Origin of the sequence: Minwuia sp. IMCC3009, from assembly GCF_029909415.1 — a bacterium.
Lineage (GTDB): Bacteria > Pseudomonadota > Alphaproteobacteria > Minwuiales > Minwuiaceae > Minwuia.
The window spans coordinates 468,938-489,462 of the sequence record NZ_CP123781.1; the positions used below are offsets into that span (position 1 = coordinate 468,938).

At 65.8% G+C, this 20,525-nt stretch carries 21 protein-coding genes; 8 read left to right on the forward strand and 13 right to left on the reverse strand.

Annotation, left to right across the window (positions count from 1 at the left end):
* Positions 1-141 precede the first annotated feature (141 nt).
* Together gdhA and QGV55_RS02125 are read left to right on the forward strand one after the other, a co-directional pair.
* The gene (gene gdhA, locus QGV55_RS02120; RefSeq protein ID WP_348637640.1) at positions 142-1,467 is read left to right on the forward strand and encodes an NADP-specific glutamate dehydrogenase; all 1,326 of its coding nucleotides are present in this window, start codon (positions 142-144) and stop codon (positions 1,465-1,467) included.
* 76 nt (positions 1,468-1,543) lie between these two features.
* Positions 1,544-3,019 carry an adenylate/guanylate cyclase domain-containing protein gene (locus tag QGV55_RS02125; RefSeq protein ID WP_281018522.1) on the forward strand — a complete coding sequence of 492 codons (1,476 nt, stop codon included), beginning with the start codon at positions 1,544-1,546 and terminating at the stop codon, positions 3,017-3,019.
* A gap of 2 nt (positions 3,020-3,021) precedes the next feature.
* Here QGV55_RS02125 and hpnE read toward each other — a convergent pair whose 3' ends face one another.
* The 3 genes from hpnE to hpnC are packed head-to-tail and all read right to left on the reverse strand — an operon-like array spanning position 3,022 to position 5,992.
* Positions 3,022-4,275, reverse strand: coding sequence for a hydroxysqualene dehydroxylase HpnE (gene hpnE, locus QGV55_RS02130; protein WP_281018521.1), 1,254 nt, complete (start codon positions 4,273-4,275; stop codon positions 3,022-3,024).
* Positions 4,275-5,123, reverse strand: a complete 849-nt coding sequence (hpnD, locus tag QGV55_RS02135; RefSeq protein WP_281018520.1) for a presqualene diphosphate synthase HpnD — start codon at positions 5,121-5,123, stop codon at positions 4,275-4,277. The genes hpnE and hpnD overlap by 1 nt, the downstream gene beginning before the upstream one ends.
* The gene (gene hpnC / locus QGV55_RS02140) at positions 5,120-5,992 is read right to left on the reverse strand and encodes a squalene synthase HpnC (RefSeq protein ID WP_281018519.1); all 873 of its coding nucleotides are present in this window, start codon (positions 5,990-5,992) and stop codon (positions 5,120-5,122) included. The genes hpnD and hpnC overlap by 4 nt, the downstream gene beginning before the upstream one ends.
* 201 nt (positions 5,993-6,193) lie before the next feature.
* On the opposite strand from hpnC, the gene dctP reads away from it, so the two are divergent.
* From dctP to QGV55_RS02165, 5 genes are all read left to right on the forward strand, one after another.
* Complete coding sequence (gene dctP, locus QGV55_RS02145; protein ID WP_281018518.1) at positions 6,194-7,243, forward strand: TRAP transporter substrate-binding protein DctP; 1,050 nt, start codon at positions 6,194-6,196, stop codon at positions 7,241-7,243.
* Between the two features lie 107 nt (positions 7,244-7,350).
* Complete coding sequence (locus tag QGV55_RS02150) at positions 7,351-7,983, forward strand: TRAP transporter small permease (protein ID WP_281018517.1); 633 nt, start codon at positions 7,351-7,353, stop codon at positions 7,981-7,983.
* The gene (locus QGV55_RS02155; RefSeq protein WP_281018516.1) at positions 7,980-9,347 is read left to right on the forward strand and encodes a TRAP transporter large permease; all 1,368 of its coding nucleotides are present in this window, start codon (positions 7,980-7,982) and stop codon (positions 9,345-9,347) included. The genes QGV55_RS02150 and QGV55_RS02155 overlap by 4 nt, the downstream gene beginning before the upstream one ends.
* Before the next feature lie 25 nt (positions 9,348-9,372).
* Positions 9,373-10,113: a TlyA family RNA methyltransferase gene (locus QGV55_RS02160; RefSeq protein WP_281018515.1), complete on the forward strand. Its 741-nt coding sequence runs from the start codon at positions 9,373-9,375 to the stop codon at positions 10,111-10,113.
* On the forward strand, positions 10,110-11,411 hold the full coding sequence (locus QGV55_RS02165; protein WP_281018514.1) for a TRAM domain-containing protein: 1,302 nt from the start codon (positions 10,110-10,112) through the stop codon (positions 11,409-11,411). Before QGV55_RS02160 ends, QGV55_RS02165 begins: the two co-directional genes overlap by 4 nt.
* Positions 11,412-11,420: 9 nt before the next feature.
* On the opposite strand, the gene QGV55_RS02170 is transcribed toward QGV55_RS02165, so the two are convergent.
* From QGV55_RS02170 to phnG, 10 genes are all read right to left on the reverse strand, one after another.
* Positions 11,421-12,431 carry a glutathione S-transferase C-terminal domain-containing protein gene (locus QGV55_RS02170; protein ID WP_281018513.1) on the reverse strand — a complete coding sequence of 337 codons (1,011 nt, stop codon included), beginning with the start codon at positions 12,429-12,431 and terminating at the stop codon, positions 11,421-11,423.
* Between the two features lie 113 nt (positions 12,432-12,544).
* Positions 12,545-13,135, reverse strand: a complete 591-nt coding sequence (phnN, locus tag QGV55_RS02175; RefSeq protein ID WP_281018512.1) for a phosphonate metabolism protein/1,5-bisphosphokinase (PRPP-forming) PhnN — start codon at positions 13,133-13,135, stop codon at positions 12,545-12,547.
* Positions 13,128-14,270: an alpha-D-ribose 1-methylphosphonate 5-triphosphate diphosphatase gene (locus QGV55_RS02180; protein ID WP_281018511.1), complete on the reverse strand. Its 1,143-nt coding sequence runs from the start codon at positions 14,268-14,270 to the stop codon at positions 13,128-13,130. The genes phnN and QGV55_RS02180 overlap by 8 nt, the downstream gene beginning before the upstream one ends.
* A 1-nt stretch (position 14,271) precedes the next feature.
* A complete protein-coding gene (locus QGV55_RS02185; protein WP_281018510.1) occupies positions 14,272-14,979 on the reverse strand; it encodes a DUF1045 domain-containing protein in 708 nt (235 codons plus the stop codon).
* A gap of 72 nt (positions 14,980-15,051) precedes the next feature.
* On the reverse strand, positions 15,052-15,759 hold the full coding sequence (gene phnL, locus QGV55_RS02190) for a phosphonate C-P lyase system protein PhnL (RefSeq protein WP_281018509.1): 708 nt from the start codon (positions 15,757-15,759) through the stop codon (positions 15,052-15,054).
* 3 nt (positions 15,760-15,762) lie between these two features.
* Positions 15,763-16,551, reverse strand: a complete 789-nt coding sequence (gene phnK, locus QGV55_RS02195; RefSeq protein ID WP_281018508.1) for a phosphonate C-P lyase system protein PhnK — start codon at positions 16,549-16,551, stop codon at positions 15,763-15,765.
* A complete protein-coding gene (locus QGV55_RS02200) occupies positions 16,548-17,432 on the reverse strand; it encodes an alpha-D-ribose 1-methylphosphonate 5-phosphate C-P-lyase PhnJ (protein ID WP_281018507.1) in 885 nt (294 codons plus the stop codon). The genes phnK and QGV55_RS02200 overlap by 4 nt, the downstream gene beginning before the upstream one ends.
* Entirely contained in the window at positions 17,429-18,526 is a 1,098-nt protein-coding gene (locus tag QGV55_RS02205) for a carbon-phosphorus lyase complex subunit PhnI (protein WP_281018506.1), read from the reverse strand. Before QGV55_RS02205 ends, QGV55_RS02200 begins: the two co-directional genes overlap by 4 nt.
* A 3-nt stretch (positions 18,527-18,529) precedes the next feature.
* Entirely contained in the window at positions 18,530-19,138 is a 609-nt protein-coding gene (gene phnH, locus QGV55_RS02210) for a phosphonate C-P lyase system protein PhnH (RefSeq protein ID WP_281018505.1), read from the reverse strand.
* On the reverse strand, positions 19,138-19,596 hold the full coding sequence (phnG, locus tag QGV55_RS02215; protein WP_281018504.1) for a phosphonate C-P lyase system protein PhnG: 459 nt from the start codon (positions 19,594-19,596) through the stop codon (positions 19,138-19,140). Before phnG ends, phnH begins: the two co-directional genes overlap by 1 nt.
* A gap of 113 nt (positions 19,597-19,709) precedes the next feature.
* Between phnG and phnF the strand changes: the two genes are divergently transcribed.
* The gene (gene phnF / locus QGV55_RS02220) at positions 19,710-20,471 is read left to right on the forward strand and encodes a phosphonate metabolism transcriptional regulator PhnF (RefSeq protein WP_281018503.1); all 762 of its coding nucleotides are present in this window, start codon (positions 19,710-19,712) and stop codon (positions 20,469-20,471) included.
* Positions 20,472-20,525: the final 54 nt, after the last annotated feature.

Below are 20,525 nucleotides of genomic sequence, written 5' to 3' on the forward strand. Positions count from 1 at the left end.
GAGCCGCCGTGCCGACTGTCCGGCTACTGCAACAAATACCGGTCTAGATCCGGAATATTCACGAGGGCCGTCGGGAAGACGTGCCCATGCTCTTGAGGGGGATCACAAATGGCATCAGGTAACGCTGCGCTGCAAAATTTCATGGAAGGCCTGGAGAAGCGCAATCCGGGCGAACCCGAGTTCCACCAGGCGGTGATGGAGGTCGCGGCCACCATCATTCCGTTCCTGGACAACAATCCGAAGTATCGCGAGATGCAGATCCTGGAACGCATGGCGGAACCGGATCGTGTCATCTCCTTCCGCGTCTGCTGGGAGGATGACGAGGGCAACATCCGCGTCAACCGTGGTCACCGGATCCAGATGAACAACGCCATCGGCCCCTACAAGGGCGGCCTGCGGTTCCATCCGTCCGTGAACACGTCGGTTCTGAAGTTCCTTGCCTTCGAGCAGACCTTCAAGAACAGCCTGACCGGTCTGCCGATGGGCGCCGGCAAGGGTGGCGCCAACTTCAATCCGAAGGGCAAGTCGAACAACGAGATCATGCGGTTCTGCCAGTCGTTCATGACGGAACTGTATCGTCATGTGGGTGCGAACGTTGACGTGCCCGCCGGTGACATCGGTGTCGGCGCGCGCGAGATCGGTTACATGTTCGGCCAGTTCAAGCGCATCACGAACTCGTTCGAGGGCGTGCTGACCGGCAAGGGCCTGGAATTCGGTGGCTCCCTGGTCCGCAACGAGGCAACGGGCTACGGCGCCGTCTACTTCCTGCAGAACATGCTGAAGGCAGCGGGCAACGACGTGTCCGGCAAGGTTGCCGTGGTGTCCGGTTCGGGCAACGTGGCCACCCATGCCGCCGAGAAGCTGATGCAGCTTGGTGCCCGTCCGGTGACCCTGTCCGACTCCGGTGGGTACATCCACGACCCGGCCGGTTTCACGCAGGAGAAGCTGGACTGGATCAAGGAACTGAAGAACGTCCGTCGTGGTCGCATCAGCGAATATTGTGACGAGTTCAGCGGCACCACCTTCCACGAGGGCAAGCGCCCCTGGGAAGTCCCCGCCGAGATCGCCATGCCCTGCGCGACGCAGAACGAGCTCAACCTCGACGAAGCCAAGATGCTGATCAAGAACGGCGTCGTGGCCGTGTCGGAAGGTGCGAACATGCCGACGTCGAACGAAGGCGTCGACGCGTTCCTGGATGCCGGGGTGATCTTCGGTCCGGCCAAGGCGGCCAATGCCGGTGGCGTTGCCGTGTCCGGTCTGGAAATGAGCCAGAACTCGGCCCGCATCAGCTGGGGTGTCGACCAGATGCAGGAGCAGCTGCGCCAGATCATGGAAGACATCCATGGCCGTTGCCAGACCTACGGCAAGGACTATGGCCGTGAGGGCATGACCGACTATGTCGCCGGTGCCAACATTGCCGGCTTCGCCAAGGTCGCCGACGCGATGATGGCATTCGGCGTGGTCTGATCCGCCTGTCGGAACAGCACATGCTGACGGAATTGCGCCCGGTCCCGATCCTCGGGGCCGGGCGTTTTTCATTTCCATGAACGCCGCACGCCAGTTCGCGATCGCGCTGGCCATCCCGGCCAGCGGCAACATATTCGCCAACGCCCTGTTCTCCGCGACATCGGGGGAGCCAGGGTATCTGCTGTGGACCCTGTTCTATGACGGCACGGTCCTTGTCGCCCTCAACATCCTGCTGGCGCGCCGGTTCCTGTTCCGGCCCGTTGCGGGGCTGATCGCGGGCGACGACACACCGGAGGCACGGCTGGCGCTGGAGCGGCTGCCGCTGCGAACGGCCATGTGGGCCGTCGGGTTCTATATGCTGTTCTTCCCCATCGGGTTCTTTCTCAGCCCCCTGGCCGGTTCCTACGGCGGCAACTTCGATCTGCCGCTCGACTATGTCTATTTCGTCTCGCTGGTACTGGCTGCCGTGGCGGGATACCTCGTCTTCTTCCTGCTCAACACGCTGGTGACCAGGATCAAGCTGCACCTCTTCGCCACACGCGGGCTCATCCTGCCCGGCGGTGGCGGCAACCTGCGGCGGCGGATGATTGTCGTCATCAGCGTCATCTCGATCATGCCGCTGCTCCTGCTCATGACCGAATTCTTCTGGTTCGTCCGTTACCGTGACGGTGGCGGGCTGGATCTGCCGATGGAGAATGCCATCATCATGGACATTGCCGTCAGCTTCCTGCTGATCGGCATTGTCATCGTCTTTCTGCCCCTCTCGCTCACCCGGCCCATCGAGATTCTGGTGGCGGCAGTGGAACGTGTGGCACGGGGCGACCTGACCGTCCGTGCGCCGGTGACCTCCAACGACGAGATCGGTGCCCTGACCACGCGGTTCAACGAGATGGTGGACGGGCTGAACGAACGTCAGGCGATTCGGGAGACCTTTGGCAAGTACGTGCCGGAGGCCGTGGCGGAGCAACTGATCCGGGACCCCGGCGTGCTGGCGGGCGAGGAACGTATCGCCACCATCATGTTCACTGACATCCAGGGGTTCACGGGCATTTCGGAGCTGCTCAGCCCGGCGGAGACCATCGCCCTGCTGAACGACTATTTCGAAGTGGTTCTGCAGCCGATCCGGGCCGAGGGCGGGACCGTGAATGCCTTCATCGGTGATTCGATCTTCGCCAGTTTCAACGTACCGGTTCCCCACCATGACCACGCCGCCCGCGCCATCCGTGCCGGACTGGCGATCGAACAGGCGCTGGAGGGGAAGCGGTTCGGCCCGGGCAGGGACATCCGGCTTGTGACCCGCATCGGCATCAATACAGGCACGGTGGCCGCAGGTGCGGTGGGCGGCGGTGACCGGCTCGGCTACACGATCATCGGCGACAGCGTGAACGTCGCCTCGCGGCTGGAAGGGCTGGCCAAGGAGATGGGCGGCCCGATCCTGGTCAGCGGCACGACCCGCAGCGCGGCGGGCGATTCCTTCCGCTTCGAAGAACTCGGCAAGGTCCCCATCCGTGGCCGTGCCCGCGAGATCTCGGTCTGGCGGGTGCTGGCATGATGTCAGGTAATCCGATCAGCCGCCATGCGGCCTGACCGGATCGCGCCCTCGATGGTGGCGGGCAGGCCGCGTACGCTCCAGTCTCCGGCCAGCAGCACGTTGGGCACCGTGCAGTCGGGGCCGGGACGCCGCGGCTCGTTCGCGGGTGTCTCGGCGAAGGTCGCACGGCGTTCCTTCACGACCCGAAATGCGGGCAGGGGCATCGTCCGGTCGCCCAGTGCGATGGCGACTTCCGGCCAGATCCGGCGGGCGAGTGCTTCTGCGGTATCATCGGCGAAGCGATCCGCCGCGCTGACCGTCACGGACGCCAGACCGTCGCGGCAGAACAGCCATTGTGCGACCCCACCGGTCAGCCCGGTCAGCGGTGGCATCTGTGCGGTATGGCCAGTGGCATCGAAGTGCAGGTTCAGGATCATGCGGCTGCCTTCCGGGACCGGGACGTCCGGCAGCAGATCGGGCAGGTTCCATGAGGGCACCGCCAGGATCACCCGGTCGTCGGGACCAACGGCCAGCGTCCGGCGCGATGTCTCGATGGCGCTGACGGCCCCGCCGGTCGGGGTGCGCTGCATCGACCGGACCCGCTCACCGAAACTGATCTCCACGCCCCTGTCGCGCAGGCATTCGATGGCCGGATCGATCAGCGTATCCGCCAGGCTGTCGCGCACCGTGACCGGACGCGACCAGCGTTCACCGCGGGCGAAGGTGAGGCGGCAGGTGGCTGCGAGCAACTGCGCGGAGGCTTCGTCGGCTGCCGTGTTCAGGGCCGCGACGGACAGGGGCTCCCAGAACCGCCGCCACAGCCATGTGTCCCCGGGAATGCAATCGGCGACCGTCGCGTCCGGTCCCGCCAGCAGCAGCCGCAGCCCCGCCAGCCAGTCCCGCAATCGTGCCCCGGGCACGGATCGGGATCGCCGCAGGACCCACCACGGCACCCGGCCGGCGTTGGGGCGGACTGTCCAGCGCGCGCCGGTCACCGTGTCGATGAAGGGATAGGCTGCGGGTTCGCCGATCGTCACCCGGTCCAGCGCACCAACCTCCGCCAGATAGTCGAACACAGCCTCGTTGGCGGTCATCATCAGGTGGTTGCCATTGTCGATCACGCGTCCCAGCGCCGGATCGTGGAAGCTGCGGCATCGCCCGCCTGCGGCAGGTGCAGCCTCCAGCAGCGTGACGCGGCGCCCGCGCGCCGACAGCCGCAGTGCGGCGGCCAGTCCGGCCAGCCCGGCCCCGACGATGATCGTCTGCGGGCCACTCATCAGACCGTCAGCGCACGAAGGGCCAGTCCCAGCTTGGCGAGGCGGGAGAGGCGCAGCCGCTTGGTCGGCTCGGCAAAGCCGCGCCGCTTCAGCCTGGCAAGGTGGCTGCGGTAGATCATGTCCATCAGCAGGGCCGGGCGCAGCTTCCGCCGGTCCAGCCGGGCCGACAGCGTGTCGGCGTCCCGGAAGCGGCTCTCCGCCTCCGCCAGCAGTTCCTCACAGACCAGCCGTACCGCCGGATGGGACAGGGTTTCCTGCGGCGTGGTGACGGCGATGCCGTGGTGGGCCAGCCGGTCAGCGGGCAGGTACAGGCGGCCCGCCGCCGCATCCTCCCCGATGTCACGCAGGATGTTGGTCAGTTGCAGCGCATCCCCCAGCGCCAGCGCATATTGCGTTGCGCGCGGTTCCCCGAAAACCTGGACCGACAGCATGCCGACCGCGCCCGCGACGCGGCGGCAATAGAGGTGCAGTCCGGCATGGTCCAGCGGCGGTGCTGCGCCGAAATCCATGTCCACATCCATCAGCATGCCGTCGATCAGGGCGTGGAATTCGGCTTTCGGCAGGTCATAGCCCTCGACCGCGGCGGCGAGCGCAATAGCCGTCGGTCGACCCGGGCGCGCGGCGTAGAGCGCCTCGATCTCCTCCGACCAGTCGGACAGTGCCTGGCGCTTCATGCCTTCCTCACCCGGCTCATCGGCGATGTCGTCGATCTCCCGGCAGAAGGCATAGATCGCGTACATCGCCCGCCGCCCGGCAGGGGGCAGGGCGCGCATGCCCATGGCGAAGGAGGTGCCGGAGCGGTCCACGACCATGCGAACGTGGCGATCCGCCTCCGCAAGGCTGCTCATGCGCGGGATCCGAAGGCGCGGGTCAGGGCGAAGCGCCCGGCAGCCAGAACGGAGACAAGCAGGGCCGACGGTTTCGAAAGCCGGGTGCGCTGGCACAATGGATCGCGGTTCCGCAGCCGCCTTGCCATCCGGCGCGCCAGCGCATGAATCACCGCCGCCTCCGCCCCCAGCCGCGCGCTCTTCAGGCTGTGCGGCAGCGGGCGTGATTTCTCCAGCAGGGTGTCACAGAGGTCGAGGCAACGGTCGAGAACCGCACGCAGGGCAGGTGAACTGCGACCGGCCAGCAGCGATGATTCGTCCGTCCCCGAATCCTGCAGCCAGTCGAGAGGCAGATAGACCCTGTTCATGCGCTGAAAGTCTTCCTTGCAGTCCTGCAGGTGGTTGATGATCTGCAGGGCATCGCAGAGCGGGTCGGAAAGGGCATGGCCACGCCGGTCCTCGCCATGCAGGTCGAGAAGGTAGCGGCCCACGGGGGAGGCAGAGAGTCTGCAGTAGTCGCGCAGTTGTTCGATGTCCCGACAACGGTCCTGACGGGCATCGCGGCGAAAGGCGGCCAGCAGGTCACGTGCATGGGTGTCGGTGACCCCTGTCGCGAGCAGGCTGCGGCGCAGCCGGTCCGCCACGGCACAGGCTGGCAGGTCGCTGCCATTGATCAGGGCGGCCTCCAGCGCGTCGAGCCGCTCAAGCTTCGCAGGGGCTGTCAGATCAGGGGCGTCGGCAATGTCGTCGGCGGTGCGGGCGAAGGCATAGAACGTCGCGACGTGTGGCCGGAGTCCGCGCGGCAGCAGCACTGATCCAACGGGAAAATTCTCCTCCCGTGCCTGCGCGGCGGGGTCCACCTGTCGGGACATCTGCAGCTCAGCCGTCATTTCGGTCCCGTTCCCCCGATCCGTCGCACCCATGTCCGACCTGCAGGGGTGTACAGGAAGCAAGGGTGATGGAGAAGGGTGCGCATTGGCGGCTGTTCAACTGTTGGCACCGATGGGCGAAGCCGATTGATCACGGCACCCGGCCCCTATAGTCTCTGCGCCAACAAAGACATCAAAGTGTCAAACTCAGGGAGGAAACACATGTTTCACAAGACGCTGAAAGGCGTGGCGGCGATTGCTGTTGCGCTGGGAATGGCCGGGGCCGCGCAGGCCGGCAGCCATTCCGACATGGTCGACGGCCCGGCCGTCACCTGGAACCATTCCATCTGGGGCAAGCCCCGGGCATTCACGGCCGGCCTGGAATACATCGTGGCCGAGCTGGACCGCCGGACCGGTGGCAAGTTCCAGCTGAAGCTGTCCTACGGTGGTCTGTCCAAGCCGCGCGAGAACCTGGATGGCATCCAGCTCGGCGCGTTCGAAGGGGCGAACTTCTGCAACTTCTACAGCCCGGACAAGACGCCTTCGTCTATGATCTTCTCCCTGCCGTTCCTGCCCATCGGTGACTGGAACGTGCGGATCAAGGCATCGGACGCCTTCTACCAGCATCCGCATGTGAAGAAGGAAATGGCCAACTGGAATGCCGTGATCTACATGGCCGGCATCCTGCCGCAGTATGAATTCCTGGGCCGCGGCAAGCCGCCGAAGTCCCTGGAGGACTGGAACGGCATGCGTGTCCGCGCCGGTGGCGGTGTCGCCCAGGCAATGGAGAAGCTGGGTGCCACGCTGATGAGCGTGCCGGCGACCGAGGTCTACACGCTGCTGGAACGCGGCACGGTTGATGCGGTGTCTTTCCCCTACACCTATGCCCATGCGGCCTACAAGGTGAACGAGGTTGCCGACTGGTTCACGGGCAATTTCCAGCCCGGCACGGCTGACTGCCCGACCGTCTTCAACATCGACGCCTGGAACGCCCTGCCGCAGCAGTATCGCGACCTGCTGCTGGAGCTGAAATGGCCGGCCTACGAGAAGATGCGCGAAGCCTATGAGGCGGCTGACAAGGTGAACATCCCGATGTTCCAGAAGCAGCTGACCGAAATCCGCTTCACCAAGGACGAGCTGGCCACCTTCCGCAAGGAAATCGGTGAGCCCCTGTGGAAGGAAGCTTTCGTCGATGCCTACGGCGACAAGATTCCGGCGCAGGAACTGCTGGACTTCCTGCTGGCCGAAGCCGAAAAGGCTGCCGGTTCCTGAAGGCAGTGACATGATTCGGGGCGGGCTCCTGGCGGGTCCGCCCCTTTCATTTCCTTGAACAATTTCAGAACGATATAGCTGTTTTCGTTTCCCGGGGAGGGGCGAGCATGGACGCAACGCAGGGCGAGTCCAACATGGGCCAGCTCGATCGTACGCTGGGCCGCGTTGAGACGATCTTCAACCTGGTCGCGGCCTACTCCATTGTCTTTCTCATGCTGCTTGGCGTTTCGCAGATTTTCCTGCGTACCGTCGGCTACCCCATGTGGGGCTATATCGACTTCGTCGAGCAATCCATCGCGGTCTTCGCCTTCATGGGTATCGCCTATTGCCAGCGGGCTGGCGGTCATGTGCGCATGGATCTGGCTATTCGTGGTCTCAAGGGACGGTGGCTCTGGCTGGCCGAATCCCTCGCGATTGTCCTGTCCCTGATCGTTGTCGGTGTGCTGATCGCCTATGGCTATACCCACTTCGAGCGCGCCTTCGAGCAGGGTGACTCCACCATTGATGCCAATTTCCCGGTCTGGCCGTCGAAGCTGATCGTGCCGGTCGCCTTCAGCCTGCTGTGGCTGCGCCTGCTGCTGCAGCTGATCGGCTACATGCGCCTGTTTCTCGATCCTTCGAAGACGCCGGTCGGCGTGCCGACGATTCCGACAATCGAGGATGTGGCCCGTCAGGACATCGAGAGCACCGGTGACGAGGACAGGGACAACAATGCCGCCAACCGGGGAGCAGGCGCATGATCACCGATCCACTGACAATCGGCATCATCGGCATGGTGGCGCTGCTCTGCCTTATCGCGCTTGGTATGCGCGTCGTCTTCGCCTGCGCCCTGGTCGGCATGGTCGGTATCATCGCGGTGCTCTACGCGAAGCCCAACTTCGATCTTGCCAAGGCCTTCATGGCCGGGGCCGGGCTTGCCGGGCTCACCCCCCATTCCAAATCGGTCGCCTATACGCTCAGTGTGCTGCCGATGTTCATCCTGATCGGTTATCTGGCGTTTCATGCGGGCATCACCAAGGCGGTGTTCGAGGCTGCGCGGCGCTGGATCGGCTGGGTGCCGGGCGGACTCGCCGTGGCCAGCGTGTTCGCGACCGCCGGCTTCGCCGCGGTCTCCGGTGCTTCCACCTCCACGGCGGCGGTCTTCGCCCGGATCGCGATTCCGGAAATGCTGGCGGCGGGGTACGACAGGCGCCTGGCTGCAGGCGTGGTCGCCGCGGGCGGCACACTGGCATCACTGATTCCGCCGAGTGCGATCCTGGTCATCTACGCCATCATCGTCGAACAATCGGTTGGCGCGCTGTTGCTGGCCGGTTTCCTGCCCGGACTGTTCTCCGCTGTCGTCTATGCCCTGCTGATCATCTACCGTGCCTGGCGCAATCCGGAACTGGGCCGCCCGATCCGGGGCTATACCTGGAAGCAGCGGTTCGAGAGCGTGCCGGGTACCACGCCGATCCTGCTGGTCATCGCGATCATCATCGGCGGTATCTACCTCGGCCTCGCGACACCGACCGAGGCGGGCGCGCTCGGCGCCTTCGTCGTGCTGGTGATGGCAGCTGTCCGGGGCATGAAGTGGCATCAGTTCCAGGACGCGATCCTGGAGACGGCCAAGCTGACGGTGATGATCTTCTCCATCATCTGGGGCGTGCTGATCTTCGTGCGCTTCCTCGGATTTGCCCGTCTGCCGGAGAATTTCGCCAACTGGATCGTGACCCTGCCGCTCGATCCCTGGACCATCATGATCCTGATCCTGCTTGCCTATGCGGTGCTGGGCATGTTCATGGATGCCATCGGGATGCTGCTGCTGACCCTGCCTGTGGTCTATCCGGCTGTCGTGGCGCTTGGCCCGGGGCTCGGGTTCGATCCGGGCAGCAACGATGTTGCCATCTGGTTCGGGATCATTGTCGTGAAGATGGTGGAGATATGTCTGGTCACGCCTCCAATCGGTCTGAACTGCTACGTCGTCAACGGCGTCAGACCGGACATACCGCTGTCGGATGTCTTCAGGGGTATCGGCCCCTTCTTCATCGCCGACGTGCTGACGGTTGCCGGTCTGGTGGCGTTCCCCGCCATCATCACCTGGCTGCCCAACCAGATGCTCAACTGATCCTGCATCCGTCCGGCCCGGCGTCATGAGCGGACGCCGGGCGGACCTGGAACTCGTGGCGCGGGGTCTTGCACAGAGCCGGGGCCGTGCGCGGGCCCTGATCGAGGCTGGCAAGGTCACGCTGGACGGCCAGACGGTCGGTCGGGTGGCGGAGATCGTGGAGCCTGAACAGGTTCTGGCCCTGTCGGAGCCGGATCATCCCTATGTCAGTCGGGGGGCGCTGAAGCTGGTGGCGGCGCTGGACCATTTCCGGATGGATCCGACAGGCTGCAACTGCCTGGACATAGGTGCTTCGACCGGCGGCTTCACGGATGTCCTGCTGCAACGTGGCGCGCGTCATGTGACTGCCATCGATGTCGGACGGGACCAGTTGCACGAGAGTCTGAGCCAGCGGCCGGATGTTACCTCGCTTGAGGGGATGAACGCCCGCGAGCTGACCCTGGATGACCTGCCGCATCAACCGGACCTGATTGTCTGTGACGCCAGCTTCATCAGTCTGACGCTGGTCCTTGCCCCGGCGCTGGCGCTGGCCGCGCCGGGTGCACGGGTGATCGCGCTGGTGAAGCCGCAGTTCGAGGCCGGGCGTGCAGCCCTGGGCAAGGGCGGGGTGGTACGTGACGCGAAAGTGCGCGATGAGGTGCGCCAACGCCTGACGGAATGGCTGTCGGAACAGCCGGACTGGCATGTGCTGGGCAGCATCGAAAGCCCGATCACGGGCCCGAAGGGCAATATCGAATTTCTGCTGGCGGGAGAGCGCGGCACATGAGTGAAGTGAGAATCGAAGGGCTGGGCAGTGCCGGTGACGGTATCGCCGCGCTGGACGGCCGGACCGTGCATGTGCCCTTCACCGCGCCGGGCGACGTGGTGGTGATTGAACAGCCGCGTGCGCCGCGCAAGCCGAAGGGCCGGGGCAAGGGGCGACCGGAAGCCGCTGCCGCGCCACGGCCCCGTGTCGTGAAACAGGTCTCGCCGGGTCCGGACAGGGTGGAACCGGCCTGCCCGCATTTCGGGCGCTGCGGGGGCTGTGCCCTGCAACATCTGTCGGCGGATTTCCTGGCGGACTGGAAACGGGACCAGGTCGTCGCCGCGCTGGAGCGGCGCGGGATCAGCGATGTGGCGGTTGATGAAACCTTCCTGGGCGGGCCGGGACGCCGCAGGCGCGTGAGCCTGACCTCGCAGGTCGGCGGGCGGAAGTCCGTGGCCATCGGGTTTCACGAGCGTGGCAGCAGGAACCTGGTCGACATCGGACCCTGTCCGGTGCTGGAGCCGGCGCTGGAAGCCCTGATCGCGCCGCTGCGGTCCCTGCTGGCGGCGCATCTGGCGCCACAGGAATCCGCCCGGATCTCCATCAACATGACCGACAGCGGTGCGGACATGCTGCTGGAGGCGGAGATGCGGCAGGGGGCGGACCTGTTCATGGATCTGGCGGAATTCGCCGAGACCCATGATCTGGCGCGCCTGACGCTGACAGGCAGGAACGGTGAAACGCCGATCGGCGCACGGCGTCAGCCGGTGCTGGAATGGCCGGGTCTGACTGTCGCGCCGCCGCCGGGGGCCTTCCTGCAGACCGACCGGCTGGTGGAAGCGGAAATGCGCCGCCGCGTCGGTCTGGCGTCGGCGGGTGCCGGTTCTGTCGCGGACCTGTTCTGCGGTGTCGGCACCCTGACCGCAGGCATACCGACGGGCGCGGAGGTGCTGGCCATCGACAGTGCGGCCGACGCCGTGCAGGCATTGCGCACCGGGGCGGACAAGGCGCGACGCACCAATATCACCACCAGTGTCCGCAACCTGACACGTGATCCCTTGAGCGCGGTCGAGATCGCCCCGCTGGATCTGGTGATCCTCGACCCGCCCGCGGCGGGCGCGCGGGCGCAGGTGGAGGTGCTGGCGGGGGCGGGGGCGCAGGTGCCGCGCATTGCCTACGCGTCCTGCGCGCCGGGAACATTTGCCCGGGACGCCCGCATCCTGATCGATGGCGGCTACCGTCTTGTTTCGCTCACGCCGTTCGACCAGTTCCACTGGTCCCCCGAAATCGAACTCTTCGGCCTGTTCGAACTGGCGTGATGGCCCGATCTATTCGGCCAGGACCTCCAGACAGCCGGATGGGGACAGCAGGGCGTCGGCACGGGCCTTGTCGGTTCCCTTCAGGCGGCCGTAGAGGCTGCGCAGGCGACTGAGGCACTTGCCCTGATAGCGGAACGGCGCCTGTGCGTAGGGCCGGCCAAAGATGGTCATGCGCACTTCCTCCGCGCCGCTCTCCAGCGCCTCCGCATTGGCGGCAAGGAAGGGCAGATAGGCCTGACCGCAGAGCGCGAGCAGGTCATGCACGGCCTGCGGCAGTTCGGCATCCGACGTGCCCCAGTCCCCTTCCAGTCCAGACAGGTCATCGGTCTGGCGAATCCAGTGGACCACGGTCGGGGCGCGGCGGCGCATCTCCGTCATCGATGTCGGGTCGTCGGCCAGGGTGCGCAACTGGCCGAACAGGCCGAAGTCGGCGATCGAGGGCCGGGTGCCGAACAGGTAGTTGCCAAGCCCAACATGGGTTTCCAGCGCATCAACGGTGCGGGCAAATGTTTCCTCGATGACCGGGCGATTTTCCTCCGTGCAGCCGACGATCGGCATGCGGCTCACCTGGCGCTCGCAGATGTCGCGGGCAAAGGCGCGGCGTTCCTCCAGCGGGGCGGCGGCCGGGACATTGTCGGAAGCGATCCACCAGGATGCGAAGTCCCGGTCGGCGGCATAGAACCAGCGATAGTGGAACATGGCCTTGGTCAGCCATTCATCGGCCATGTCCTCGATCAGGTTGGCGAGGAAGCGATGTACCGGATCTTCCGGAAGGATGGAGCGTTCCGTATGGCGCTGCTCCAGCTCATGCGCGATGGGGGTTGAATCCACCCGCCAGGCCACATCATCGGGAAACTGCACCATGGGGATGACCTGCGGCTTCACATGCGCTGTCTCCGCCCTGCTTTCGATGTTCCGCAGTTCCCAGATGAAGGGCAGACGCCGGTAGCGCAGTATCGCGCGCATCTTCATCGAATAGGGTGAGCCAAGCCCGCCCAGCAACCGGATCGGATCAGTCATTGTCTGTATCTCCCCAACAGGAACCGTCGCCTCCCCATGGCGGCAGTTTCACCGGGATCATCCTACACAATGGAGCGGCGTGTCATGGACAAATGGGCGCTCCGGAACCCGTTTCAGGGCTGAAGCGCATCCTCGACCACGCGACACAGCCGTGCCGTCGCGACTTCCGGCGGACCGGAGTTGTCCAGGTGCAGCACGTCATCGCCGCTGACCTTCAGGTCTCGGGCGCGCTGCAGGCGGGCCCTGATCTCCTCGGCAGTTTCCCGTCCACGGGCGGCAAGACGGCGCGCGAGTTCGGCCTCGGCGACGGTCACGGCAACCACGATCACGCGGGCGAACGCGGCACGGATCGCAGGCAGCGCCTGACGGGAACCATTGGCGATGGCCAGCCCGCCGCTGGCCAGATGGTCGGCAACATCAGCAGGGAGACCGTATTTCAGGCCGTTGGCGTCCCAGGTCACGGAGAAGGCTCCGGCCTGCTGCGCGGCCTCGAAGTCGGCCACGGTCATGCTCGCGTGCGCCTCGGCATTCGGGTCGGCCTTTCGAGTCACGGTGCGCTGCACGAAGCGGACACGGGCATCGTCGGCGAAGTGGAGCCGGAGTCCGTCGATCAGGGTGTCCTTGCCCGCGCCACTCGGCCCGACGATGACCAGCAGCGCGCCGCCTGTATCGCCGTCCCTGTCGCCGCCACCCTGTTCAGACAACCCGTTCCCCCTGACGCCAGACCGTGCGCACCACAGGTACGCCATCCTGGACACGGACGCGCGCCAGATCGGCGCGCTTGCCTACCGCGATCACGCCCCGGTCGTCCAGTCCCACCGAACGTGCGGGCTGGTGTGTCGCCATGCCTACGGCCTGGGGCAGGGAGATGCCGTCTACGGTCTCCGCAAGCTGGAATGTCGCCTGGATCAGGCTGAAGGGGATGTAGTCCGACGACAGGATGTCGAGCAGTCCCAGTTCCGCGAGGTGCTGCGCCGCGATATTGCCGGAATGGGAACCGCCGCGGACAACGTTGGGTGCGCCCATCAGGACGGCCATGCCGCGCTCATGGGACGATCTGGCGGCGGCCTCGGTCGTCGGGAATTCGGCGACGCGCACGCCATTGTCCTCCGCCTCGTCGACGTGTTCGCGGGTGGCGTCATCATGGCTGGCCAGCACGATGCCACGCTGCCGCGCGATTTCGGCGATGGCGCCGCGATTGTGGTCGGAGTTCTGCCGCGACTGGTCCACACGCATGTCGCAGAACGCCGCGAACTCGGCATCGGTCATCTTCAGCTTGCCCTGGTAATAGATCTTGTAGGCATCCAGATTGGCGAACTGCCGCTGTCCCGGCGCGTGATCCATCAGGGAGGCGAGACGCACCCCCTGCTTGCCGCCCAGCCTTTCGAAGGCGGCCAGGCAATCGGGTGATGAGACCTCGCACCGCAGATGCAGGAAATGGTCGGCGCGCAGTCGCCCGGTCGCCATGCCGCTCTGTATGGCCTCGGCCAGCACCACCATGTCGTCGGTGACCAGATCATGATCTCCGTCCGTATTGCCGACCCGCAGCGCGTCGAAGACCGTGGTGATGGCAGAGCTTGCGATCTGCGCATCATGCGCCTGCACGGCGGCAAAGGGGTTCCAGCGGACCTTGGGCCGGGGGGCGTAATGACCCTCCAGATGGTCGGTATGCAGTTCCACCAGACCGGGCAGCAGGTAGTCCCCACCCATGTCGTCTCCTGCAGCTTCCGACGCGCCGCCCACATCGGCAATCAGACCGTCACGCAGCAGCACGGAGCCGGTCACGACCTCGTCCTCCAGCACCAGGCGGGCATTCTTCAACAGTGTCTCTTGGCTCATTTCAGGCGGTCATCCGTTCATTCAGCTGCTGCAGCGGGGCATGTTCGTGGACGCGGAACGGCGCACCCGGCTCCGCCTCCCGCATCAGGGCCAGGCTGCCGAGGGTCATCGGCAGATCGATCACGGGTGCAAACCATTCCTGCAACGCATGCTCCACGGTCGCACGGTCGGAGTCGGGCACGGGTCCGGTCAGGGTCATGTGGAAACGGAAGGTATCCAGCACGTGCGGATAGCCCCAGCGATGCAGGTTGCGCAATTGCGCGATGGTCAGGGAACCGGGCTGGCGGCGGGCCAGTTCAGCTTCGCTCAATGGCGCGCGAAACCGCTCGAATGCCAACACTGCCTTGCAGGCCAGGGCGTCGATCTCCAGCGAGGGCCGGGCCGGAACCAGGGCGAAGAATCGACCGATGCGGGCGATCTTCATGTGCGGCACGATGAAGGCGGTTTCATCAAGGCAGAAGTCCAGAAAGGCCTGCACCAGTTCTGATTCGCCGCGGCCCCGCGCCAGCCTGAAAGGTGCCTTCATGGTCGCATGAAAGCCGTATCGCCGGGCGGCTGCGGTGTGGAAGGCGACGTCGGCCGAACTCAGGTTGCCGACCGCAGGATTGCGACTGACGGTACCGGTGAAGACATCCCGGCCAAGCCACTGGGTCGCGATCCGGCCCATTGGATCCTCCGGCGGTGGCACGAAGTAGATGGCATGTCGCATCGTTGGACCCCTTTCTACGTCAGCCCGATTCGCGCATCGAATACCTGATCGTCATGACAGCTTCGCGACCGGTCATGCGGCCACCGCAGCGGTTGCGAACCGGCTGACATCAACGATTCGGTCGGCCACGGCTTCACGGACATCCGCGTCGTGGAAGATACCCAGAAGTGCGGTCCCGTTCGCCTTCTTCTCCGCGATCATGTCAATCACCACCTGGCGATTGCGGGCGTCGAGCGATGCCGTCGGCTCGTCCAGCAGCAGGACAGGCAGATCGGGCAGGAAACCGCGCGCGATGTTCACGCGCTGCTGCTCCCCGCCGGAGAAGGTCGCGGGTGGCAGGGACCAGAGCCGTTCGGGCAGATTGAGGCGCGCGAACAGTGCCGCCGCGCGCTCCCGCGCCGCCTCGGCGGTGACACCGGCACGCACCAGCGGTTCCGCTGCCACGTCGATGGCCGCAACCCGCGGGATGGCGCGCAGGAACTGGCTGACATAGCCCAGCGTCTGTCGCCGGACCTGCATCACCAGCCGCGCGTCCGCGCTGGCCATGTCGACCTGGTCACCGGCATGGGTGATCAGGATCTGCCCGGCACCGACGCCATAGTTGCCATAGACCATCTTCAGGATCGAACTCTTGCCCGCCCCGGACTGTCCGCCCAGGACAACACATTCGCCGCCATCGACATGGAAGCTGACCCCGGCAACGACCGGCAGGGTCACGCCATCGCGCAGATGCAGGGTGAAGGACTTGTCGACACCGGTCAGAAGAAGGCGCTGTGTCATGGCTCAGACCTGCAGGATGGAGGAAACGAGAAGCTGCGTGTAGGGCGCCTGGGGATCGTCCAGCACCCGGTCGGTCAGGCCGGTCTCGATCACCTGTCCGTCCTTCATGACCATCATCCGCTGGGACAGCAGCCGCGCCACGGCGAGGTCGTGGGTGACGACGATGGCAGACAGGCCCAGGTCATCGACCAGACCCCGCAACAGGTCCAGCAGCCGCGCCTGAACCGAGACATCCAGCCCTCCGGTCGGCTCATCCATGAAGACCAGCCGTGGTCCGGTGACGAGATTGCGTGCGATCTGCAGCCGCTGCCGCATGCCGCCCGAGAAGGTCCCGGGGCGGTCGTCGATACGGTCATGGCTGATCTCCACCCGTCCCAGCCAGTCGTCGGCGGTTTCGCGGATGCGGCCATAGTGGCGCTGCCCCACCGCCATCAGCCGCTCCCCCACATTCGCCCCGGCGGAGACGTTCATGCGCAGCCCGTCGGCGGGATTCTGGTGCACGAAACCCCAGTCGGTGCGCATCAGGAACCGCCGCTCCGCCTCTGACAGGGCATTGAGGTCCTGCAGCCGACCGTCCCGCATGCGGTAGCTGATTGTGCCTGCGGTGCAGTGCTGCCGGCCGGAAACGCAGTTCAGCAGGGTGGTCTTGCCGGAACCGGATTCGCCGACGACCGCCAGCACTTCCCCCGGATAGAGATCGAAGCTGACATCGCGGCAGCCGATACGGTCACCGTACATGTGTGTCAGGTTGCTGACACGCATCAGCGGCGGATCATTGTCCTGCATGCTCATGCCGCCTGCTCCCCCGCATGGCCCTCTGCCTGACGCCTGTTGCAATGGTCGGTGTCGGAGCAGACGAACATCCGCCCGCCCCGGTCATCGGTGATGACCTCGTCCAGGAACACGTCTTCAGCGCCACACAGCGCGCAGGGCCGATCGAATGCCTGCACCTCGAACGGGTGATCCTCGAAATCCAGACTGACGACCTCCGTCCATGGCGGAATGGCATAGATGCGCATCTCCCGCCCTGCCCCGAACAGCTGCAGCGCCGGATTGCGGTGCATCTTCGGATTGTCGAACTTCGGTGTGGGGGAGGGGTCGGTGACATAGCGCCCCTCCACCTTCACCGGGTAGGCATAGGTGGTGGCGATGTGGCCGTGGCGGGCAATGTCCTCATACAGCTTCACATGCATGACGCCGTATTCCTCCAGCGCGTGCATGGTCCGGGTCTCGGTCTCGCGCGGTTCCAGGAACCGGAGCGGCTCCGGAATCGGCACCTGAAACACGAGAATCTGCCCTGCGGTCAGCGGTGTCTCCGGGATGCGGTGGCGGGTCTGGATGATGCTGGCCTCTGCCGTGGCCGTGGTGGTCTCGACACCGGTCGTGCGCTCGAAGAACTTGCGGATCGAAATGGCGTTGGTGGTGTCGTCGGCGCCCTGGTCGATGACCTTCAGCCGGTCGTCGGGTCCGATGATCGCGGCGGTGACCTGCACGCCGCCGGTGCCCCAGCCATAGGGCATCGGCATTTCCCGGCTGGCGAAAGGCACCTGGTAGCCCGGCACGGCTATCCCCTTCAGGAGCGCGCGGCGGATCATGCGCTTCGTCTGCTCGTCCAGATAGGCGAAATTGTAGGTCGCGATGACCTGTTCGTTTCCGGCGTCGAGGGCACTCATTCCGCCGCCTCCTGATGTGTTTCAGTGCGCGCTTCCACCTCTGCCCGCATCCGCCGGACCAGGTTCAGTTCCGACTGGAAATCGACGTAGTGGGGCAGTTTCAGATGCTCCACGAAACCGGTCGCCTGGACGTTGTCTGAATGGGCGATGACGAACTCCTCGTCCTGCGCCGGGGCGGTCAGATCCTCCCCCAGTTCCGTGGCGCGCAGGGCCCGGTCGACCAGGGCCATGGCCATGGACTTGCGCTCCGCCTGACCGAAGACCAGACCATAGCCGCGGGTGAACTGGGGCGGGGCCTTGGCCGAGCCCTGGAACTGGTTGACCATCTGGCACTCGGTGACCTGGATGCGGCCCAGCGGTGCGGCGAAATCCAGTTCCGGCACCGCGATCTCCAGCTCCACCTCCCCGATGCGGATTTCTCCGGCGAAGGGGTGGCTGCGGGCATAGCCGCGCTGGGTGGAGTAGCCCATCGACAGCAGGAAGCCCTCGTCGCCGCGCGCCAGCGCCTGCAGCCGGGCGTCCCGGTCCATCGGATAGCTCATCGGGTTGCGGGCAATGTCGTCGGGCACCGGCTTGTCCGCGGCGTCGGGTGCGGGTTCCAGCAGCCCCTCCTGCCCCAGGAAGTCGGAGACGCGCATCATCGGGGCACCGTCCGGGTCGCGCACCTCAGGTGTCTCAGGAGCGGCGCCACCCGCCAGCGCCGGGTCGAGCAGGCGGTGGGTATAGTCGAACGTGGGTCCCAGAAGCTGTCCCCCCGGCAGATCCTTGAAGCAGGCCGAGATGCGCCGTTCCACCTGCATCCGGCCGGTATCCACGGGCTGGGTATAGCCAAAGCGGGGCAGGGTGGTGCGATAGGCGCGGGCCAGGAAGATCGCCTCGATCAGGTCGCCCCGCGCCTGCTTGATGGCCAGCGCGGCCAGTTCACGGTCATACAGCGCGCCCTCGCTCATCACCCGGTCCACGGCCAGCGAAAGCTGCTCCATGATCTGGTCCAGACCCAGGTCGGCCACGTCCCGATTGCCGCGACGGCGGTCGGCCAGCAGCTTGTGGGCATTGTCGATGGCGGTCTCGCCACCCTTCACGGCAACATACATGGCTCAGTCCTCTCCCTTCCCGATCCGCGTCGAGCGCGGCAGGCAGGCGACCGCTTCGGGCCCGGCGAGGATCAGGTCCACGCCGCGGGGGAAGAGGGCGCGATTCCCGCTCCACTGGTCGATGAAGGCCTCCGGCATGGGGGCGAAGGTGAACCGGCGCAGGTGTTCGATTCCGGGTCCCGTGAGCGACAGTGGCGTGCCCCTGTCGAAGCCGTCCACCGCCAGTACCAAAGTGGTGGAGCGATCCGGGTAGGCATCCGTGCCCTTGGCAAAGCGATCCAGCGCAGGCATGGAAGACGGGTCGCTGACGAAGGCGAACATGGCCGCTGCACTGTCTGCCGTGACCGGCGCGCCGGTATGAAACGCCAGCCACTTCACGACCAGCGGATTGCCCGCCAGTTCAGGATCCAGCCATATCGGCGTGTCGGCATCACAGAGCGTGGTCGCGATGGAGGCCATGGTCCGACGCAGACCTTTCGGCGGCGTCGGGCAATCCGTAATGGCCTGGATCGTCCCGGGTTCCGCCATGGCCTGCATGATGGCGCGGAAGGCTGACTGGCCGGCAATCACCGGATCGGCGAGGCCGCCCGAGAGGAAATCCGTTTCGGCCATCAGTCCTCTCCCCGCACCAGCGTGAAGAAATCAACCTTCGTTGCAGCGGTCTCCGCCTGCCGCTGCCGGTCCCGCGCGGCAAGTGCTTCGCGCAGCGGCTCCACAAGCCGGCTGTCGATGGTCGCCGCCATCGCCGCGTCATCGGCCAACGCGTCGATGACGGCGCAGAGTCGGGCTGCCCCCTGGTCACGGCCGAGGCGATAGGCATGACCGACCGCGCCGTCCTGCAACCGGACGCTGGCGCGGGTGACGGTCACATCACCGAAGTTGAAGGGGGCACCATCGCCGCTGATCCGGCCGCGCACGGTGGCCAGTCCGGTCTCCGGTCCGCGCACCATCTCGAAGGCCGGATCGATCCCGAGACCGCCCCAGAGTTCGCGCAACTGCTTGCCCTCCGCACGGGCCAGCACGGCCATGCGGTCGCGCCTGGGCTGAAGGTCTGGTTCGGTGGTGCTCACGGGTCTGCTCCGATGCCGGTCGTCATAGTTGTCTATTTGTATAGACAACTGTTGTTTCCCTGTCATCCGGTTATAGTGTCGGCGTGACAGCCATGTGACAGGGACCACGACAGGTGACGGAACTGACAGACAAGATGACGGATACGGCTGACGTGGGCCGCCGCAGCGGTGTGGCGCTCTGGCGCCAGATCGCGGACCGGATTCGCCAGGATCTGGCGCTGTGGTCGGCGGAGCGGGACGGCCGTCTGCCTTCCGAGGCCGAGCTTGCCACCCGTTTCAGCGTCAACCGCCATACCGTGCGGGCTGCCCTCTCCGCACTCGGTCGCGAAGGGGTGATCCGCAGCGAGCGGGGGCGCGGAACCTTCGTGGTGCGGCGTCCGCGCATCACCTATCCGATCGGCCGCCGTACGCGATTCTCCACGGCGCTGGAGGCGCAGAACAGTTCGGGCCGGCTGCTGCTGCTGCGCCACGCGCGGGTCGCGGCCGACGCGGTGGTAGCGGAGGCGCTGCGGCTCGCCGTCGGGGCCGACGTCGTGATGCTGGAGACCCGTGGCATGGCGGAGGAGACGCCGATCAGCTTCGCCACACACTGGTTCGATGCCGCCCGCTTCGCAGACCTGCCTGTACATCTGGACCGCACCGGCTCCATAACCCGGGCCCTCGCGGCCTGCGGCGTTGCCGATTATGTACGCCGCTCCACGGTGCTGGAGGCACGACGCGCCCTGCCGGTGGAGGCGACCGAGCTCGACCTGACGGATGACGGTCTCGTCATGGTTGCGCGCGCCCTGAATGTGGATCTGCACGGCGCCCCGATCCAGCTTTCGGAAACCCGCTTCGCCGCCGACCGCGTCGAGATCGTGATAGATCAGGCCTGAGAGAGGCCGGTCTGTCACGAAAGTTTCGCGATGACCTGCAACTGCTGCAGGCCG

Coding starts and splice junctions, on each gene's coding strand:
- gdhA (WP_348637640.1), top strand. CDS start 142: ATGGAAGGCCTGGAGAAGCGCAATCCGGGCGAACCCGAGTTCCACCAG.
- QGV55_RS02125 (WP_281018522.1), top strand. CDS start 1,544: ATGAACGCCGCACGCCAGTTCGCGATCGCGCTGGCCATCCCGGCCAGC.
- hpnE (WP_281018521.1), bottom strand. CDS start 4,275: ATGAGTGGCCCGCAGACGATCATCGTCGGGGCCGGGCTGGCCGGACTG.
- hpnD (WP_281018520.1), bottom strand. CDS start 5,123: ATGAGCAGCCTTGCGGAGGCGGATCGCCACGTTCGCATGGTCGTGGAC.
- hpnC (WP_281018519.1), bottom strand. CDS start 5,992: ATGACGGCTGAGCTGCAGATGTCCCGACAGGTGGACCCCGCCGCGCAG.
- dctP (WP_281018518.1), top strand. CDS start 6,194: ATGTTTCACAAGACGCTGAAAGGCGTGGCGGCGATTGCTGTTGCGCTG.
- QGV55_RS02150 (WP_281018517.1), top strand. CDS start 7,351: ATGGACGCAACGCAGGGCGAGTCCAACATGGGCCAGCTCGATCGTACG.
- QGV55_RS02155 (WP_281018516.1), top strand. CDS start 7,980: ATGATCACCGATCCACTGACAATCGGCATCATCGGCATGGTGGCGCTG.
- QGV55_RS02160 (WP_281018515.1), top strand. CDS start 9,373: ATGAGCGGACGCCGGGCGGACCTGGAACTCGTGGCGCGGGGTCTTGCA.
- QGV55_RS02165 (WP_281018514.1), top strand. CDS start 10,110: ATGAGTGAAGTGAGAATCGAAGGGCTGGGCAGTGCCGGTGACGGTATC.
- QGV55_RS02170 (WP_281018513.1), bottom strand. CDS start 12,431: ATGACTGATCCGATCCGGTTGCTGGGCGGGCTTGGCTCACCCTATTCG.
- QGV55_RS02180 (WP_281018511.1), bottom strand. CDS start 14,270: ATGAGCCAAGAGACACTGTTGAAGAATGCCCGCCTGGTGCTGGAGGAC.
- QGV55_RS02185 (WP_281018510.1), bottom strand. CDS start 14,979: ATGCGACATGCCATCTACTTCGTGCCACCGCCGGAGGATCCAATGGGC.
- phnL (WP_281018509.1), bottom strand. CDS start 15,759: ATGACACAGCGCCTTCTTCTGACCGGTGTCGACAAGTCCTTCACCCTG.
- phnK (WP_281018508.1), bottom strand. CDS start 16,551: ATGAGCATGCAGGACAATGATCCGCCGCTGATGCGTGTCAGCAACCTG.
- QGV55_RS02200 (WP_281018507.1), bottom strand. CDS start 17,432: ATGAGTGCCCTCGACGCCGGAAACGAACAGGTCATCGCGACCTACAAT.
- QGV55_RS02205 (WP_281018506.1), bottom strand. CDS start 18,526: ATGTATGTTGCCGTGAAGGGTGGCGAGACCGCCATCGACAATGCCCAC.
- phnH (WP_281018505.1), bottom strand. CDS start 19,138: ATGGCCGAAACGGATTTCCTCTCGGGCGGCCTCGCCGATCCGGTGATT.